Raw genomic sequence first — 17757 nt, 5'->3', positions numbered from 1 at the left:
CCGTCCATCGGCGGGGGCCGCTCCCGCGCAGTGTCTGCGCCCCTTACAACATCCGCTCCGTCTCCGAGGAGAGCCGTGTCCGCTGCCATCACTCCGGCCGTCAAGGCCGAGCAGACCCGCCTGGACGGGCTGTACGCCCGGGTCGACCGGCTCAGGGACGAGGCCGCCGAGCGCCTCGGCGAGGCCGGGCGCCGCCATGTGGAGAACGACCAGGAGCGGTCGCAGCGCGACGCCGAGACGCTGCTGTACCGGCGGCGGATCGCGCTGCTCGACGCGGTCGAGGAGGGCCTGTGCTTCGGGCGGCTCGACTACGTGGACGCGGCGGAGGCCCCGATGTACCTGGGGCGCATCGGCATCCACGCCGAGGGCGGGGAGCAGCTGCTCGTGGACTGGCGCAGCGAGGCGGGCCGCCGGTTCTACCTGGCGACCGCGGCGTCCCCAGCCGGCGTGCGGCGCCGCCGCCACCTGCACACCAAGGGGCGGCGGATCAGGTCGGTGAACGACGAGGTCCTGGACCTGGACGCGGCGGCGGATTCGGATTCGACGATCGGGTCGGAGGGGGCGCTCCTGGCGGCCCTGGACGCGGCCCGCACGGGCGCGATGCAGGACATCGTGGCGACGATCCAGGCCGAGCAGGACCGGATCATCCGCGCGCCCCTGGAGGGCGTCATGATCGTCGACGGCGCCCCGGGCACCGGGAAGACCGCCGTCGCGCTGCACCGGGCCGCGTACCTGCTGTACGAGCACCGCGAGCGGTTGAAGCGGCAGGGCGTGCTCATCATCGGCCCCGGCAGGCAGTTCCTGCGGTACATCTCCGACGTGCTGCCGGGCCTGGCCGAGACCGACGTGCTGCTGCGCACGCCCTCGCAGCTGTTCCCCGGCATCGTGGCCGACCGGCCTGAGACCGAAGCCGTTGCGGCCGTGAAGGGCCGGGCCGTCATGGCCGGGGTGATCGCGAGCGCGGTCGCCGACCGGCAGGTCGTGCCGCGCGAGCCGCTGCCGGTGGACTTCGAGGGGCACGAGCTGTGGCTGCGGCCCGAGAAGATCACGTCGGCGCGCGACGCGGCCCGCGAGACGGGCCTGGCGCACAACGAGGCGCGGGAGACGTTCCACAAGCGGGTCATCGCGGATCTGGCGACGCAGTACGCGGACATCATCGGCGAGGACCCGCTCGGCGGGGAGAACCTGCTGGGGCTCGCGGACCGGGCGCAGTTCGCGGTGGAGATCGCCTCTGACGCGGTGATCCGCGGGCAGATCGAGGAGCTGTGGCCCGAGCTGACGGCCGAGGAGCTGCTGGAGGACCTGTTCGCGTCCCGCGAGCGGATCGCGTCGGCGGCGGCGGTGCTGAAGAAGGAGGCGCGGGCGCTGCTGTACCGCGAGCCGGGCGGGTGGAGCGAGGCCGACGTGGCGCTGCTCGACGAGGCGGCGGAGCACCTCGGGGACGTGGAGCGGGCGCAGCGCCAGAGCGGGCCCAGCGCGGAGCAGATCGCGTACGCGCAGGACGTGCTCACGATCGCGGCCGGCTCGGCGTCGTTCGACTTCGAGGACGAGGAGTCGGAGCTGCTCCAGGCCACCGATGTGATCGACGAGTTCTGGCTCGGGGAGCGGCAGGTCGACGAGCGGTTCGTGTCCGTGGCCGAGCGGGCCGCGGCGGACCGGCGGTGGATCTTCGGGCACGTGATCGTCGACGAGGCGCAGGAGCTGTCGCCGATGGAGTGGCGGGCGCTCATGCGCCGGTGCGTGACGCGGTCGTTCACGGTGGCCGGGGACCTCGCGCAGGCCGCGGGACCGGTGGCGCCGACGAGCTGGGGCGAGGTGTTCGGGGACTGGGACCTCGACTGGCGGGCCGAGCAGCTGACGGTGTCGTACCGCACGCCGAAGGAGATCATGAACGTCGCCGTACGGGTGCTCGAAGCGATCGGCGTCGACGCGGCGCGGCCGCGGTCGGTGCGCGAATCTGGGCACGAGCCGTGGCTGGAGGTCGCCGGGGACCACGTGGACCGGGTCGTGGAGGAGCAGGTCGCGGCCGAGAAGGCCCTCGTCGGGGACGGGAGCGTCGCGGTCGTGGCGACCGCGGAGCGGGCCGCGGGCCTGGCCGGGATCGCGGACGCGTCGGTGCTCACGGTGAAGCAGGCCAAGGGACTGGAGTTCGACAGCGTCATCGTCGTCGACCCCGACGCGATCGCGGCGACGGGTCTGCGGAACCTGTACGTGGCGCTGACGCGGGCCACGAAGCGCCTCGGCGTTGTGGCACCGGACAAACCGGTGTTCCCCGGCGCAGAGGTCCTGTAGCGGAAGCCGCAAGCTCATACACTGTCAGCAGGTGTAGGAGGTGCGGGTTGACAACGACGACCGGGGACCTGACCGGTGCGCTCGTCGACGGGCGCTACCGGCTCAAGCGGCTGATCGCCCAGGGCGGCATGGCGGACGTGTACGAGTCCCACGACGAGCGGCTCGACCGCACGGTGGCCGTGAAGATCATCACCGCCGGGCGCTCGCACGGGTTCGACCTCAAGGCGTTCACGCACGAGGCGCGCACGATCGCCCGGCTCTCGCACCCGAACGTCGTGGCCGTGTTCGACCAGGGCGTCCACGAGGGACTGCCGTACGTGGTCATGGAGTACGTGCCCGGGACCACCCTGCGCGACCTGCTCAACCGGCGGCGGCGCCTGCGCATCGACGAGGCCGTGGAGCTGTGCTCGCAGCTCCTCGACGGGCTCCAGGCCGCGCACGACGCGGGGCTGGTGCACCGCGACATCAAGCCCGAGAACATCCTCCTCAAGAACGGCGGCCGCGGCGACCGCGTCAAGGTGGTGGACTTCGGGCTGGCCGAGGCCGTCCACGGGGACCGCGACACCGGCGGGCCGCTCGTGGCGACCGCCGCCTACGTGGCGCCGGAGCTGGTCGGCGGGAAGCCCGCGACGACCGCGAGCGACGTGTACTCGTCGGCGATCCTGCTGTACGAGCTGCTCACCGGGGAGGTCCCGTTCGACGGGCCCGACTCGGGCGCGGTGGCGCGCAGGCACGTCGAGGAGGACGTGCCGTCCCCGCAGCTGAAGACCCCCGACGTCCCCGAGGGCCTCGCGGAGCTGGTCGTCTCGGCCGCCTCGCGGCGGCCCGGGTCGCGGCCGGTCGACGCGGGCGCGTTCCTGCGGCGGCTCCAGGCCGTGGACCTGCGGCACGTGCCGGGCACGACCGGGCAGGTGCCGCGGCCGACCCGCGCCGTGCAGACCACGATGGTCGTGGACCACCCGAAGGCGAAGCGGAACTGGAAGGCCCTGGTCACGCTGGGGCTCATCGCGGCCGTGCTCGTGTCGGTGGCGGCGGCCGGATGGTGGATCGGCATCGGCCGGTACACCTCGACGCCGTCGCTGCTGGACCAGGACCGGGAGTCGGTCGAGGCGTACGCCGAGGAGCGGGGCTTCGAAGTGGAGCTGGTCGACGGCTACTCGTCGTCGGTTCCCGCGGGCGGGGTGGTCTCGCAGGACCCCGAAGTGGGCGACCGCATCCGGCAGGGCGCGACGATCACCGTCGTCGTGTCGCTGGGGCCGGAGCGGTACTCGGTGCCGGACCTGGCCGGGCAGAGCGAGGACGACGCGCGGTCGGCGCTCGCGGCCTTCGACGCCGAGGTCACCGTGGAGCACGAGTACTCCACCGAAGTCGAGAAGGACGCCGTGACGCGCACCGACCCGCCCGCGGGCGAGGAGGTGAAGTCCGGGACGCCGGTGACCGTGTACGTCTCGGACGGCATGCCGCCGCTCAACGTCCCGGATGTGGTCGGCCTCGCGCAGGCCGACGCGACGACGGCGCTGGAGGCCGAGGGCCTCGTGGTCGGGGCGGTCTCGCAGCGGCACAGCGACACGATCCCGGAGGGGTCGGTCATCGAGCAGTCCCCCGGCGCCGACGCGCCCGCCGGGCCGGGCGACGCGGTCGACCTCGTCGTCAGCTCCGGGCCCGAGCCGGTCGAGGTCCCCGACGTCGTCGGCATGGACGTCGAGGAGGCCAAGGACACCCTCGAAGCGCTCGGGTTCACCGTGAAGACCGCGCAGATCTGGTTCACCGGCACGGTGTTCGAGCAGTCCCTCGACCCGGGCAGCGAGCACCCGAAGGGCTCCGAGATCTGGCTCTGGGCCAGGTAGCAAGGACGGCGAAGGGGCCGGACGCCATCGGCGTCCGGCCCCTTCCGCTCTGCGTCCTACTCCGCTCCGGCGGCCTTGAGCTCCGTCATCGTGAACAGCGCCTTCAGCTCGATCCCGATGTCCGACAGGTTCTTCAGCCCGCCCGACTCCCGGTCGATGACGCACACGCCCTGCTCGACGACCGCGCCGCGGTTCCGCAGCTCCTCGACCGCGTCGAGGACCGCGCCCCCGGAGGTGACGACGTCCTCCACGATGAACAGCCGCCGCCCGTCGACCTCGCCGCCCTCGGCCAGACGGCACGTGCCGTAGGTCTTGGCCTCCTTGCGCACGAACAGCGCCGGGATCCCGGTGACCTGCGACAGCATCACCGCGATCGGGATGCCGCCGGTCTCCAGGCCCGCGAGCGCGTCCACGCCGTCCGCGGGCACCAGGGGGGCGAGGGCCTCCGCGATGCGCCGCAGCAGGACCGGGTCGGACTCGAACAGGTACTTGTCGAAGTACTCGTTCGCGACCACCCCGGACCGGAGCGTGAACTCGCCGGTCAGGTGCGAGCGGTCGAAGATGTCGCGGGCGAGGTCGGTGTCGGTCATGGGTTCAGACTGCCACGCCGGGACCGCTACGGGCGCAGGGGCGGGTACGACGGGTCGAGGAGGTCACGCTCGGCCAGCCAGTTGTACAGCGGCGTCTCCTTCGGCCAGTGGCCCCAGCCGTGGTCGCCCGTCGGCGCGTGCCCGCCGAGGAGCTGCTGCTGGACCGGGTCGAGGTCGTCCCACCACGGCTCGTTCGGGAGGTGGTCGACGATGTCGCGGGCGCGGATCCACCGCGGCGTGAACCCGAAGAACGCCACTTTGCGCGTCAGGTCCGAGTAGTTGTCGCTGCGCGCGTGCCAGATGCGGCGGTCGAAGAACATGACGTCGCCGGCGTTGCCGGTGACTTCGATGGCGCCTTCGGGGTCGGGCCACTCCATGTCGCGGCGCGGCGGGCCGTCGATGGTGTTCCACTTGTGCGAGCCGGGGATGATCTTGGTGTTCCCGCGGCCCTCGACCGACAGGTCGGTGAAGAAGTACGCGAGCTTGACCGACAGGCGCGGACGCGGCTCGGTCTCGGTCTCGCGGTTCTGGCGGCCGCCGTCCTGGTGCCATTCGAAGCGGAAGGGGCGCTTGCCCTGGATGGGCGGGTGCTTGTCCACGTGGGAGTGGTAGACGTGGAAGTTCCAGCCGAGGATCGACCACACGTAGTGGAAGGTCCGGGGGTGGTTGAGCAGGAACGCGAGCTCCGGGCAGGAGGTGACGGCGTCGAGGCGGTGCATGGCGCCTTCGGGGCTGAGCCTGCCGGCCTCCCGCTCGACTTCGTAGACCCTGTCGAGGGCGTCCGAGCACCGCTTGATCTCATCGGCGTCGAGCGCGCCGCGGATCATGAGGTAGCCGTCGCGGTCGAAGGCTTCGCGCTGCTCAGGAGTCAGCGCTTCGGCACCGACCGATGTCACTGCGGTCATCTCAATGCCTTTCCGGTGTCCGAGGAGGATCTGTCGTCAGCTAGACGCGTCGTCCGTCCGGGTTGGTTGCACCGTCGAATCTGGAAAACCAAGGCAAGGATTCGACGGTGTCGGTTACCGGAAATGGTAGGGCGCACCGCTTCAGGAGCGCTGGAGAAATTCTCGAAGTTCCATGAGAACTGCGATAAATCCCAAGAATCAACGCCATTCGGACGGAACATCACTATCCGAAGAGGCCGGTGATCCAGTCGAACCAGCCGAAGTCGAAATCGAGCCAGCTCCAACTCAGCTCGCCGAGGTAGTCGATGCCGACCATGAACAGGAAGATCCCGGCCGCGAGGTGCGCGAGGCGCGCGGACTTGCGCTTGGCGCGCAGCCAGCGGCCCCACAGGATGCCCCCGGAGATGCGGATGAGGAAGAACAGGCCGACGGCGACGGCGAGGACCAGCAGGTAGCCGAGCACCTGGGTCTGAAGCGTCTCCATGCCCGTGGTGATGGTCTTGAGCAGCCACATGATGAGCGAGAACAGGCCGCCGATGACCGACAGCTCGAAGCCCTTCGCGAGGGACCCGGGCGGGCCGAGCAGCGGGGCCCGGTCCTGCTTGGCCAGCTCGCGCTCGCTGGGCTCCTCGGGGTCGGTGGCGAGGCGCAGCCGCGGCAGCGGGCCGCGCCGCTCGGCGGGCCCGGCGGACCGGCCCGGCGAGTAGGAGCCCTGGTCCGGGACGCGCACGCGGCCCGCGACGGGCTGGTCCTTGGGGCCGTGGGCCGCCGCGTCCATGACGCGGGTGCCGTTGGCGGGCGGCGGGGAGCCGACGACCTGGGTCGGCGGGACGCCCATCGCCGCGGGCGCGTCCATGCGGCGGGTCCGGTCGGCGCCCGGGGCGCCGAGGCGGCGGGTCGCGTCGGCGGGCGGAGCCCCGCGGCCCCAGTCCACGCCGAGGTCGGGGAGGTTCGCGCGGGACACGACCGAGGCGAGGTCGTCGATCCAGCGCGGCAGCTCCTCGGTGCGGGGCCGGTTCGCCGGGTCGTCGTCGAGCGGCGCGGTCAGCAGCTCGCGCAGCCGCGGGTTCGATTCGAGCACGGGGTGGCGGCGCAGCCGCGCCCACGGGACGCTCTGCTCGTGGCCGGGCGAGTCCGTGCGCGCGGTCGCGCCGGTCACGAGGTAGAACGCGATCGACCCGAAGCCGTGCACGTCGTAGGCCGGGCCGACGGTGCCCTGGTGGGCCTCGGGTCCGGCGGTCTCGCGCGTGTACGCGATGGTCGTCAGGTGCGCGGGCGTGTAGTAGCGGGCGCCGGTGAAGTCGATGACCTTCGCGGACCCGTCGGGGCCGATGATCACGTTGGCGGGCTTGAGGTCCATGTGCAGCACCGGGTGCGCGCCGACCGGCGGGTGGTGCATCGCGTTCATGACCTCGACGACGGAGCGGAGCGTGCGCGCGGCGTCGACGCGGCCGAGGCGCTGCGACAGGAGCTGGCGCAGGTCGTGGCCGGGGAGGTATTCGAGGACCTGGAACGGCATCGGGTCGCCCTGCGGCGGGCGGCCCGAGGGGTGCGGGGCGCGCCCGTAGAACGCGTCGATGCGGCGGCAGATCGAGCCGACGTTCCGCGAGTGGAGGTCCATGAGGACCGCGTCGCCCTTGTCCCAGGACCGGAACTGGTGCTCGCGGGTGTCCTGCGGGTTCGGGCGGAAGACCTTCACCGTCAGGGGCGCGGAGGAGATGCCCGCCGACACGCGCACGGCCTGGTACACGTCGGCCTGGCCTCCCGAGCCGAGCAGACCGGTGAGCCGGTAGCTCTGCTCTGACCCCGGAAGGGGGTCGGCCGGGCCGCAGACGAGGTCAACGGTGGCGTTCGACATGGATCGGTCCTTCACGATAAGGCTTGAGCCCATAGCGTAACGCCCGGAATCCACCCTTCGCGGTCCCCGGAGGGCCGGTTGTTCGCATCATCTCAGCATCGCTTCGGAGGCGACCCGGCGTCAGCGGCCGGACCCCCAGGGGCTCTCGCCCTGCGGCTGCGAGCCGAAGCCCGCGGACGGCTGGCCGTAGGAGGAGGCGGGCGCGGCGGGCCCGCTCGCGGGGTTCATGGGCTCGAACACGCCGCCGGGCTTGCCCGGCTGCTGCGGGGCGGCCGGAGCCGGGGCGCGGTCGAAAGACCCGGAGGCGGAGGCGACGGGCGCGTTCGCCCCGGCGCGGGCGAGGGACCACAGCGCCGGGGACAGCGCGATGGTGAGGACGCCGAAGCCGACGGCCCACAGTTCGATCGGTGCCGAATCCTCGGCGAGGCCGGTCAGGTCGAAGTCGGCGATGTACCAGCCGAGCGAGGAGGCCAGGAAGAGGAGCGTGCCGAGAAGGCCGATCACCTGGAAGATCTGGAGGAGTACGCGGAGACCCTTGGACATGGATTGACGATACCGACACCCGTCCAATAACTCCAGGTGCGATGTTCCGAATGCTCCTGGTTTTCCCGGGACGCGCGAAGACCCGGACCGCGGCCCGGGTCTTCGCTCTCGGTTCGGTTGCGCCCTATGGGAGTTCGGGCAGCTCGTGGGTGGCCTCCCACGCGGTCAGCATGTCGATGCGGCGCTGGTGGCGCTCGGCGCCCGAGAAGGGCTCGTCGACGAACGCGTCGGCGAACGCGGTGGCCTCTTCGAGCGAGTGCATGCGCCCGCCGATCGCGACGACGTTCGCGTCGTTGTGCTGGCGGCCGAGCTTCGCGGTCTCGACGCTCCAGGCCAGGGCCGCGCGGCAGCCGGGGACCTTGTTCGCGGCGATCTGCTCGCCGTTGCCGGAGCCGCCCACGACGATGCCGAGGCTCCCGGGGTCGGCGACGACCTGCGCGGCCGCGTTCAGGCAGAACGGCGGGTAGTCGTCCTCCGGGTCGTAGGCGTGCGGGCCGACGTCGACGACCTCGAAGCCGCGGCCGGACAGGTGCTTGACCAGGTGGTCCTTGAGTTCGAGGCCCGCGTGGTCGGAGCCGAGATAGATGCGCACGTTGACAGACCCTAACCCTTCGGGAGCTCGGCGATGGCCAGGCCCGCGCGGGCCTTGGGCACGAACCAGGTGGACTTGCGCGGCATCTTCAGCCGCTGGAGGTTCACGTCCACGAACTCGGGGACGGTGACCGGCGCGATGAGGATCGCCAGGTCGGCCCTGCCCGCGTCGACCTGCTCCTTGAGCCAGGACGCCGGGTAGTCGCCGCCGACGTACGTGATGCGCTTGTCCCCCGCCTCCCAGCCGAGGAGGGCGTTGAACACCTCCTGCTCGACGCGGGTGTGGTCGAGCCGGTCGACGACCGTGCTCTCGCCGCCGGGCAGCTCCCAGGAGACCTCCCAGGTGCGGCCGGAGCCGTAGAACACGACGCTGCCGCCGCCCGCGGGCGTCTCCGGCGGGCCGTCGACCTCGGTGACGCTCGCGCCGATCTGGCCGATCTGCTCCACCAGCTGCGCCGCGGAGCCGGGCAGGCCCTTCACGAGGCGGTGGTAGGGGCGGATGACGACCGACTGCGGGGTCGTGATGACCGCGAGGAACCGGTCCAGCCCGCCGACCTGCGCGGCGAGGGAGCGGTGGTTCCCGTCGGCGACGATGAGGTCGCCGTCCCCGGCCAGCGCGGCCAGGGCCTCCCCGGCCTCGCCGCCGATCGCCCAGATCTCGTGGGCGCGGCCGGACTCGTCGGTGTCGGCGGCCACGGGCTCGCCCGCGTCCGCGATGGCGGCCTCGATCGCGGCGTGCAGCTCGTCGCCCTTGGAGGACTGGAGGAGCAGCACGGGGCTGAGGAGATGGCGCAGGAGCTGGTTGAGCTCGTTGCGCTGCTTCACCTTCTCGATGAAGACGTCCTCGTTGCGGATGACCCGGCCGGGCTCCTCCGGGGAGGAGGAGATCTCGGCGGTGTCGACCAGGCAGAACACGCCGTACGCGGTGGGCTCGTCGCCCCCGGAGATGCGGTAGGCCACGGCGACGTCGCCGAACGCGGCGAACCGGCCGGCCTCCTTGAGCGCGGCGAGGCGCTCGGCGGCCGCGGGCAGCGCGGCCGCGAAGTCGAGCCCGGCGGCCACGGCCTCGGGCGTGTGCGCAGGCATCTCGACGCCCAGCATGGACGCCGGGTTGGCCTCGATGATCCGCGTGATCTCGGTTTCGTCGGGGAACTCGTCGTAGTTCTTCGCGCCCGTGCCTCCGGTGGAGAGCCAGGCCAGGTCGATCGGGTGTGCAGCAGTCACGCCAGAAGCGTAATCGGTCGCGGTTCGGTCACCATGGCCGCCGACCGGACTCCGGGAATGTGACACACTTCTTTCATATCCGAACCCAAGACGCTGGAGGCATCGTGCCGTCGACGCACATTCTCACCAGAGACGAGGCCGAGCGGCGCGCCGCGCTGCTCTCGGTCGACTCCTACACCGTGGAGCTCGACCTGACCGGGCACGAGCGGGGCGACACCTTCGGCTCGCGGACCGCCGTGGTGTTCTCGTGCACCGAGCCGGGGGCCGAGACGTTCATCGAGATCGCCGCCGAGCGGATCGAGGAGGCGTTCCTGAACGGGGAGCCGGTGGACCTCACCGGGTTCGACCCGAAGGAGGGCCTGCGGATCACGGGCCTCGCCGCGGAGAACGAGCTGATCGTGAACGCGATCTGCACGTACTCCACGGACGGGCAGGGCCTGCACCGGATGACCGACCCGGTGGACAAGGAGACGTACCTCTACTCGCAGTTCGAGGTGGCCGACGCGCAGCGCGTGTACGCGTGCTTCGACCAGCCGGACCTGAAGGCGTCGTTCACGTTCCAGGTGCGCACCCCGCAGCACTGGACCGTGATCTCGAACATGCCGGCCGCGTCGGAGACCGTGGTCGAGGCGATCCAGACGAAGGTGACGCTGTTCGAGACGTCGGTGCGGATGAGCCCGTACATCACCGCGATCTGCGCGGGCCCGTACTTCGGGGTCCACGAGGTCCACGACGGCATCGACATGGGCCTGTACTGCCGCCAGTCTATGAAGGACTACCTGGACCCCGAGGGGGTCTTCGAGGTGACGCGGCAGGGCTTCGACCACTTCCACGCCAACTTCGGGGTGCGGTACCCGCTGCCGAAGTACGACCAGGTGTTCGCGCCGGAGTACAACTTCGGGGCGATGGAGAACTTCGGGTGCATCACGATCGCCGAGGCCTCGTTCCTGTTCCGCTCGCAGGTCACCGACTTCGAGCTGGAGCAGCGCGCGAACGTCATCCTGCACGAGATGGCGCACATGTGGTTCGGCGACCTGGTGACGATGCGCTGGTGGGACGACCTGTGGCTGAACGAGTCGTTCGCGGAGTGGGCCTCCCACTGGGCGAACGTGGAGGCGACGCGGTTCGACGGGGCGTGGACGACGTTCCTGTCGGCGCGCAAGAACTGGGGCTACGGCGCCGACCAGCAGCCGACGACGCACCCGGTGTACACCGCCGCGGGCGACACCGAGGAGATCCAGGCGAACTTCGACGGGATCACCTACTCCAAGGGCGCCTCGATCCTCAAGCAGCTCGTGGCCTACGTCGGCATCGACCCGTTCCTGGCGGGCCTGCGGGCGTACTTCGCGAAGCACCAGTTCGCGAACGCGGTGTTCGCGGACCTGCTCGGCGAGCTGGAAGCGGCTTCGGGCAAGGAGCTGAAGGACTTCGCGGACATGTGGCTGCGCACGGCCGGGGTCTCGACCCTGCGCCCCGACGTCACCGTCGACGGCGACGGGAACTACGCGAAGGTCACTGTGGCCCAGGAGGTCCCGGCCGAGCACCCGACGCACCGCACGCACCGGATCGCGATCGGCCTGTACGACCTCGACGGGGACGCGCTCGTGCGCCGCGACCGGATCGAAGTGGACGTCACCGGCGCGGCCACCGAGGTCCCCGAGCTGGCGGGCGTGAAGCAGCCGGACCTGCTGCTGCTCAACGACGACGACCTCACCTACGCGAAGCTGCGCCTTGACGAGCGGTCGCTGGCGACCGCGGTCGCGCACACCTCGGCGCTGCCCGACTCCCTCGCCAGGGCGCTGATCTGGGCCGCGGCCTGGGACATGCTCCGCGACGCCGAGCTGAGCGCCTCCCAGTTCGTGGAGCTGGGCGTGAAGAGCCTGACGGCCGAGGACGACATCAACATCGTCACCGTCGCGCAGCGCCAGGTCGCCGGGGCGCTCGCCTACGCCGACCCCGCGCACCGCGCGGGCCTGCGCGAGCAGTGGGCCCAGGCCGCCAAGGCCGCCATGGACGCCGCCGCACCCGGCTCGGACCCGCAGCGGTCCTGGGCGAAGGCGTACGCGTCGGCGTCGCGGTCCGAGGCCGACCTCGCCCGCATCGCCGGGTGGCTGGAGGGCGCGGACGTGCCCGAGGGCCTCGCGGTGGACGCGGACCTGCGCTGGGCGCTGCTGACCGTGCTCGTCGCGACGGGCACGGTCGCCGAGGACGCCATCGACGCCGAGCTGGACCGGGACTCGACCGCGGACGGCAAGCGCCTCTCGTTCATCGCCCGCGCCGTCGTCCCGACCGCCGACGCCAAGCAGCGCGCCTGGGAGCGGATCACCGACCCGTCGACCGAGAACTACGTGCGCCGCTCCTCGATGCTCGGGTTCGCCCCGCTCGACCAGGCCGACCTGGTCCGCCCGTACCTGCGCCCGTACCTGGACGCGGTGCCGGAGCTGTGGGAGAAGCTCGGCGCGCAGCAGGCCGTGGAGTACTCGAAGTACGCGTTCCCGTCGAACCTGATCGACGAGGACACCCTCGGCGTGCTCGACGCGTGGCTGGCCGAGGACCGCCCCGCGCCGATCCGCCGCGGCGTCGCCGAAGGCCGCGCCGACACCGCCCGCGCCCTCAAGGGCCAGGCGCTCGACGCGCAGCGGTAAGAGGAAGTCCGTACGGGGCTCCGGGACCGGTCAGGCGGTCCCGGAGCCCCGAGCGCTTCTCACGCCCGTTGGTAAGCTCGCCGTGTCGCGGCGCGGCCGCGGCGCCCGCCCGGGGATGAATGGAGAGAGCAGTCTTGTCCGCGCTTTTGCCGGTGGTCGTCCTCAGCGCCACCCTGGTCGCGTTGTTCGGGGTGGTCCTGCCGCTCCTGCTCCTCGGGCCCGTCCTCGCCTCCCGCACCCGCCCCCAGCCGCAGCAGCTCCTGTTCGCCGTGGTCCTGCTCATCCCCACCGTCGCCATCGGCTCGGTGTTCCTGTCCTGGTGGGCAATCGGCTGGCTCGACCGCTACGGCGTCTCCGCGCCCGAGCTCACCGGCATCGCCCTCGTCGTCGCCGCCGTCATCGGCCTCATGGCGCCCCTGCGCCTCCCCGGCGGCTCCGGCCCGTTCTGGCTCAAGCCGCTCCTGGGCCTCGCCTCCGGCGTCCTCGTGCCGATGACGATCATCTGGACCGTCGACGCGGGCCTCCACGAGCTCGCCGCCGCCGGGATCGGCCTGCTCGTCCTCGTCGTCCTCGTGGTGTTCTTCCGCGTCATCGCCAAGCCCATCGCCGACCGCCGCCAGGCCAAGCAGGTCCGCACCTCCGTGCGCCGCTTCCAAGGCCAGCTCGTCGACGTCGCCGACGCCGCCTGGAGCCTCGCGAGCGCCCGCGGCGACGCCAACCGCATCGTCCTCACCTACAACGGCGAGCACGACGGCAAGCCCGTCGGCGCGGCCCTGATGCTCAAGCGCGACATGGAATGGGTGCCCCAGGCCCGCGAGAACGAGTCCGCGGTCTTCGAGCTCGCGCGCGGCCTCAACGGCCAGCCGACCGAAGCGGTCCTGGCGCAGCAGCGGATCGGCACCCCCGCGACCCTGACGATGCGCATCCCCGGCACGACGATCCTGTCGATCCGCGAGACCGTCGCCGACACCCTCTCGTGGGTCGAGTTCGTCTCCAAGCTCGAACTCACCGACGCCGACGAGCTCCTCAAGCGCCAGCAGCCCGACGCGCAGGACGCCAAGGAGTAGACGCGAAGAACGGCGGCCCGGATGCGATGCATCCGGGCCGCCGTTCCGTATGTGCTTTAACGTCCTTGGGCGGTCTCGGCGAGCATCCGCAGGCCGGTGACGATCCCCCCGGCGAGCTGGCCCGCGCCGAACGCGGCCTCCATCGAGAAGACCACGAGCGCCGCGGAGCGGTCCGGGATCTTCTCCTGCGCGACGCGGCCGGTGACGATCTCCAGCTGCCGCTGCTCGGGCGAGACGGCGATCAGCACGGAGCGGTCCGGGTCGGCGAGCCGGTCGTGCAGCTCCTCGGCCGCGCCGCGGACCGGGTCGTGCAGCGGGCCGACGTACACGCTGTAGTGCAGGCCGCCGCCGTCGCGCTCGGCCACCGACAGCGCCTCGTCGATGTGGAGCAGCTCCTTCACGTCGAAGGGGCCCTCCAGCATCGGCTGGCGCATCAGCTCGGGGCTGCGGTCCACGCCTTCGACGACGCTCGCGGCGACCGCGACCTGGTTACCACTTGCCATGGGAGCCTCCCTTGGGGCCGCCGGCGAGGGCCTCGCCGTGGGCGGCCGCATCGAGCTCGGCCGCATGCGAACCGGAGTCGCCGGGCACCGCTCCGTTGCGGGCGACGAACCAAACCGGCTTGAAGTCGTAGGGCTGGCCCGCACGGTAGCGGGACTGCGGGCGCGGGTGGCGCAGGAAGACCACGGCGAAGACCGCGACCACGACCAGGATCGGGGCGCCGAACAGAATCAGCCAGTCCTGGAATGTCATTGTGTTGCTCCCCTAGTTGCAGAGACAGGGTGACCTCCCGGTCAGCCTAATCCAATTGCGCCCCTCACATCGCCGCAGGTGGGAAGTCGGTGCCGCGGGTCGCATGCGCGGCCGATCGCGAAGGGGCGAAAGGCATCGGGTACGGGAAGGGCCCGCCGGCGGTCCGAAGACCTGGCCGGCGGGCCCCGCCCGTCCGATGGGGAGCGCTATGAGAGGCGGGCGCGCTCCTTCCCGTGGCGCGGCAGCCACGCCTCCCAGGCCGGGTCGGGGCGGCGCTGGCCGCGGAAGCCGCGGAGCTGCCAGCCCGACGGGGGGCGGGGGACGCGCGGCAGGCGCCAGCCCAGCTCCGCGAGGGTCTTGTCGCTCTTGCGGTGGTTGCACGGGGCGCACGCCGCCACCACGTTGTCCCACGTGTGCGTGCCGCCGCGCGAGCGCGGCACCACGTGGTCGATGGTCTCGGCCGAGGAGCCGCAGTACACGCAGCGCCAGTCGTCGCGCGTGAAGACGCCGCGCCGCGACGGGCTCGCGCCCACCTGCCGGGGGATCGCGACGTAGCGGTTCAGGCGCACCACCGAGGGGACGGGGATGTGCATGGTCTCAGAGCGCAGAAAACCGTCACCAGGAGTGACGGTCTCGGCCTTGCGGGTGAGCAGCAGCACCGCCGCTCGCTTCACTGGTATCACGCACAGCGGCTCGTAACTCTGGTTGAGCACGAGCGCCGACCCGAGGCCGACGCCGTGCGTGAAGAGATTCGGATGCACCCCTGGGGAAGGGTCATCGCTGTCAAGCGTGCTCCTATGTCGAGGACCTATCACGGTGACGTACCTCCAAGCCATCGGTCCCGTCAAGTTTGACCTATATCTCAGAAAATTGCACCCTGGTTCCGTGGGATCTTGAATGACGAACGAATATCGTCTGATCGAACCCCCGGTGGCGCCGGACGGTGCGGTCCCGGTGCCCGTGCGGCCGGGGCGGAAGCGGAGAAGGATGACTGTGGTTACGGTTGCGGCGGCCGAGACGGCCTCACCCTGCGAGGCGGGCTTCAACGCCTGCACGCTGCTGTTCAAGCTCACCGAGAACGAGGAGTTCTCGGTCGACGCGGGCGTGGTCCTCGACAAGATCGGCCAGGTGCTGCTGATCCTCATCGCCGCCTTCGCGCTGCGGTGGCTGGTGAACCGCGCGATCGCGCGGATCATCAAGCAGGTCACCACGATCAAGGGCCCGCAGTCGATCGCCGAGCTCGCCGACAAGCTCGGCTCCTCGAACTCCCGGCGGGAGGAGCTGCTCGGCGACCGGTCCGCGAAACGGGCCGACACCTTGACCGGCGTGCTCCAGCACGTCGCGGGCATCGTCATCTACACGATCGCGTTCATGCTGGTCCTCAGCGCCTTCAACGTGAACCTCGCGCCGATCCTCGCCAGCGCGGGCATCGCGGGCATCGCGATCGGCTTCGGCGCGCAGAACCTCGTGCAGGACTACCTGGCGGGCATCTTCATCCTCCTCGAAGACCAGTACGGCGTCGGCGACAACGTCGACGTCGGCGACGCCACGGGCACCGTGGTCGACATGGGCCTGCGCGTCACCACGCTGCGGTCGCTCGACGGGACACTGTGGTACGTGCGCAACGGCCAGATCCTGCGGGTCGGCAACTCCAGCCAGTCGTGGGCGTACGTGGTGGTGGACACGCCGCTGCCGCCGACGGCGGACATCGACCGGGCCGGGGAGATCATCACCGAGGTCGCGGCCGGGTTCGTGGAGGACGAGGAGTGGAGCGACCACATCCTCAAGGAGCCGGAGTACCTGGGCCCGATCGAGATGACGATCGACGAGATCAAGGTGCGCCTCGGCGTGCGCACCACCTCCGACCAGCAGTGGGCGGCCGGGCGCGAGCTGCGGCGGCGCGTGACCGAGGCGCTGCGCGAGGCGGGGATCATCGACCCGGCCGGCTCGGGCCGGATCTACGTGCCGCGGACCCTCCCGAACGCGCCCGCATAGTGCCGACAAGGTGATATGCCGCCCATTCGGTGTGACGCGCGCCGGATCGGCTTTCCAGGCGGCCCCGCGGTTGGCACGATTGGGAGATGCCTAGTGACAGCCCGCGAGCCGTTGTGCCCCTCACGCCGACAGGACAGCCCGCGCCCACGCAGTCGTTCTACGAGGCGGTGGGCGGCGAGGACACGTTCGACCGCCTGGTGACCGCGTTCTACGCGCAGGTCGCCGAGGACCCGGTCATGCGCCCGATGTACCCGGAGGAGGACCTCCGCCCGGCCGCGCGCCGCCTGAAGATGTTCCTGGAGCAGTACTGGGGCGGGCCCCACACGTACTCGGAGGAGCGGGGCCACCCGCGCCTGCGGATGCGCCACGCGCCCTTCACGATCGGCGAGGTCGAGCGGGACGCGTGGCTCAAGTGCATGCGCACCGCGATGGACGAGGTGGCCTTGTCGCCGGAGTACGACCGCGTGATGTGGGAGTACATGGAGCGGGCGGCAGACTTCATGCGCAACGCATAGACACGACAGGGGAAGGGCCCGGACGCATCGCGTCCGGGCCCTTCGCCGTTCGAGGGCTCACGGGGAGCACTTGACGATGACGTCCTGGTAGAGCTCGGCGGCCTGGTTCTGGTACTCGATGTACTCGTCGGTGAACAGGTCCTCGAAGTTCTCGGCGTTGGGGTCGATCTCGCCCTCGAACTCGAAGCTGTTGTACGCGTCGAACGCGGTCTGGCAGGCCTCGAAGTCGTCGGCGGTGAGCTGGAGCCCGGCGAGGTCGTTCACGAGCTCGCCGTTCTCGGCCTCCAGCTCGTCCTGGGCGGCGGTGAGCTCCTCGATCTCGGCGGCGCGGGCGTCGGACTCCTCGGAGGCCTGCGTGTACACGTACGCGAAGGCCCCGGCGACGAGGGCGACCACGACGAGCGCGATCACCAGGACCACGGTCCCGGCCTTGGAGGGCTTGCGCGGCAGCGGCGGCGGGGCGACGAGCATCGGGCCGGTCGGGACGGACTGGACCGGGATCGGGCCGGTGGGCATCGGCGGCGCGTACTGCGCGGGTACGGCGGCCGGAGGCGGGGTCATGGCGGGCGGCAGCTGGGACGGCGCGGGGGCGGGGGCGGGCTGTTCGGCGGGGGCGGGTGCGGCGGCGTCCTGGGTCGGGGCTTCGGGTGCGGGAGCCGGGTAGGGCGCCTCCGGCGGCGGCGCCGGGGCCTCCGCTGCGGGCTCGTTCGCCGGGGGCTCGGCGGCGGGGATCGGGAGGGTCATGGGTGCTCCTGTATTCATTTGAATGCAAAGGGAACCTATAGATTACCGAAGGCGCTTGGAAAGCGCAGTCCCGATACTCGTGGGGTAGATGAGTTTTCCCAGTTCAACCCCGCCTCATCCGGCATTTCCAACCAAAAGCGACTGCACAAAAGGGAATCGGGGAGCGAAACGCGGGCCGGAGCGCCGAT

The 17757-nt window shown here is 71.3% G+C and carries 16 protein-coding genes; 6 read left to right on the top strand and 10 right to left on the bottom strand.

Annotated features, from left to right (window positions below; genetic code table 11):
- The first annotated feature begins 75 nt into the window (after nt 1-75).
- Both B0I28_RS02275 and B0I28_RS02270 read left to right on the top strand, forming a co-directional pair.
- Nucleotides 76-2292: a HelD family protein gene (locus tag B0I28_RS02275; RefSeq protein WP_219926504.1), complete on the top strand. Its 2217-nt coding sequence runs from the start codon at nt 76-78 to the stop codon at nt 2290-2292.
- A gap of 47 nt (nt 2293-2339) precedes the next feature.
- Nucleotides 2340-4139 carry a Stk1 family PASTA domain-containing Ser/Thr kinase gene (locus B0I28_RS02270; RefSeq protein WP_106362176.1) on the top strand — a complete coding sequence of 600 codons (1800 nt, stop codon included), beginning with the start codon at nt 2340-2342 and terminating at the stop codon, nt 4137-4139.
- Nucleotides 4140-4195: 56 nt separating this feature from the next.
- Here the strand turns inward: B0I28_RS02270 and pyrE are convergent, their stop codons facing one another.
- The 6 genes from pyrE to B0I28_RS02240 all read right to left on the bottom strand — a co-directional run bounded on the left by pyrE (nt 4196) and on the right by B0I28_RS02240 (nt 9850).
- A complete protein-coding gene (gene pyrE / locus B0I28_RS02265; RefSeq protein ID WP_106362175.1) occupies nt 4196-4729 on the bottom strand; it encodes an orotate phosphoribosyltransferase in 534 nt (177 codons plus the stop codon).
- A 26-nt stretch (nt 4730-4755) separates the two neighbouring features.
- On the bottom strand, nt 4756-5634 hold the full coding sequence (locus B0I28_RS02260; protein ID WP_106362174.1) for a phytanoyl-CoA dioxygenase family protein: 879 nt from the start codon (nt 5632-5634) through the stop codon (nt 4756-4758).
- A 223-nt stretch (nt 5635-5857) separates the two neighbouring features.
- Nucleotides 5858-7492: a protein kinase domain-containing protein gene (locus tag B0I28_RS02255; protein WP_181245608.1), complete on the bottom strand. Its 1635-nt coding sequence runs from the start codon at nt 7490-7492 to the stop codon at nt 5858-5860.
- A gap of 120 nt (nt 7493-7612) precedes the next feature.
- A complete protein-coding gene (locus tag B0I28_RS02250; protein ID WP_106362172.1) occupies nt 7613-8035 on the bottom strand; it encodes a hypothetical protein in 423 nt (140 codons plus the stop codon).
- A 124-nt stretch (nt 8036-8159) separates the two neighbouring features.
- The gene (locus tag B0I28_RS02245) at nt 8160-8627 is read right to left on the bottom strand and encodes a ribose-5-phosphate isomerase (RefSeq protein ID WP_106362171.1); all 468 of its coding nucleotides are present in this window, start codon (nt 8625-8627) and stop codon (nt 8160-8162) included.
- Between the two features lie 11 nt (nt 8628-8638).
- Complete coding sequence (locus B0I28_RS02240; protein WP_106362170.1) at nt 8639-9850, bottom strand: DUF1015 family protein; 1212 nt, start codon at nt 9848-9850, stop codon at nt 8639-8641.
- 104 nt (nt 9851-9954) lie between these two features.
- Between B0I28_RS02240 and pepN the strand changes: the two genes are divergently transcribed.
- Together pepN and B0I28_RS02230 are read left to right on the top strand one after the other, a co-directional pair.
- Nucleotides 9955-12495, top strand: a complete 2541-nt coding sequence (gene pepN, locus B0I28_RS02235; RefSeq protein WP_106362169.1) for an aminopeptidase N — start codon at nt 9955-9957, stop codon at nt 12493-12495.
- Nucleotides 12496-12629: 134 nt separating this feature from the next.
- Nucleotides 12630-13562, top strand: a complete 933-nt coding sequence (locus B0I28_RS02230; RefSeq protein WP_146147941.1) for a hypothetical protein — start codon at nt 12630-12632, stop codon at nt 13560-13562.
- 56 nt (nt 13563-13618) lie between these two features.
- Here the strand turns inward: B0I28_RS02230 and B0I28_RS02225 are convergent, their stop codons facing one another.
- The 3 genes from B0I28_RS02225 to B0I28_RS02215 form a co-directional block, all read right to left on the bottom strand.
- Entirely contained in the window at nt 13619-13996 is a 378-nt protein-coding gene (locus B0I28_RS02225) for a DUF5130 family protein (protein WP_106362608.1), read from the bottom strand.
- 55 nt (nt 13997-14051) lie between these two features.
- On the bottom strand, nt 14052-14315 hold the full coding sequence (gene ctaJ / locus B0I28_RS02220; protein ID WP_106362167.1) for an aa3-type cytochrome oxidase subunit CtaJ: 264 nt from the start codon (nt 14313-14315) through the stop codon (nt 14052-14054).
- 206 nt (nt 14316-14521) lie between these two features.
- Nucleotides 14522-15076: an HNH endonuclease gene (locus B0I28_RS02215; RefSeq protein ID WP_245888852.1), complete on the bottom strand. Its 555-nt coding sequence runs from the start codon at nt 15074-15076 to the stop codon at nt 14522-14524.
- 226 nt (nt 15077-15302) lie between these two features.
- On the opposite strand from B0I28_RS02215, the gene B0I28_RS02210 reads away from it, so the two are divergent.
- Together B0I28_RS02210 and B0I28_RS02205 are read left to right on the top strand one after the other, a co-directional pair.
- On the top strand, nt 15303-16310 hold the full coding sequence (locus B0I28_RS02210; RefSeq protein WP_181245607.1) for a mechanosensitive ion channel family protein: 1008 nt from the start codon (nt 15303-15305) through the stop codon (nt 16308-16310).
- 86 nt (nt 16311-16396) lie between these two features.
- On the top strand, nt 16397-16825 hold the full coding sequence (locus B0I28_RS02205) for a globin (protein ID WP_106362164.1): 429 nt from the start codon (nt 16397-16399) through the stop codon (nt 16823-16825).
- A gap of 57 nt (nt 16826-16882) precedes the next feature.
- On the opposite strand, the gene B0I28_RS02200 is transcribed toward B0I28_RS02205, so the two are convergent.
- Nucleotides 16883-17569, bottom strand: coding sequence for a hypothetical protein (locus B0I28_RS02200; RefSeq protein WP_181245606.1), 687 nt, complete (start codon nt 17567-17569; stop codon nt 16883-16885).
- Between the last annotated feature and the right edge of the window lie 188 nt (nt 17570-17757).

Origin of the sequence: Glycomyces artemisiae, assembly GCF_003002955.1 — a bacterium.
Lineage (GTDB): Bacteria > Actinomycetota > Actinomycetes > Mycobacteriales > Micromonosporaceae > Glycomyces > Glycomyces artemisiae.
The sequence above is the reverse complement of the archived record's forward strand: the minus strand, read 5'-3'. Positions and strand labels throughout refer to the sequence as shown.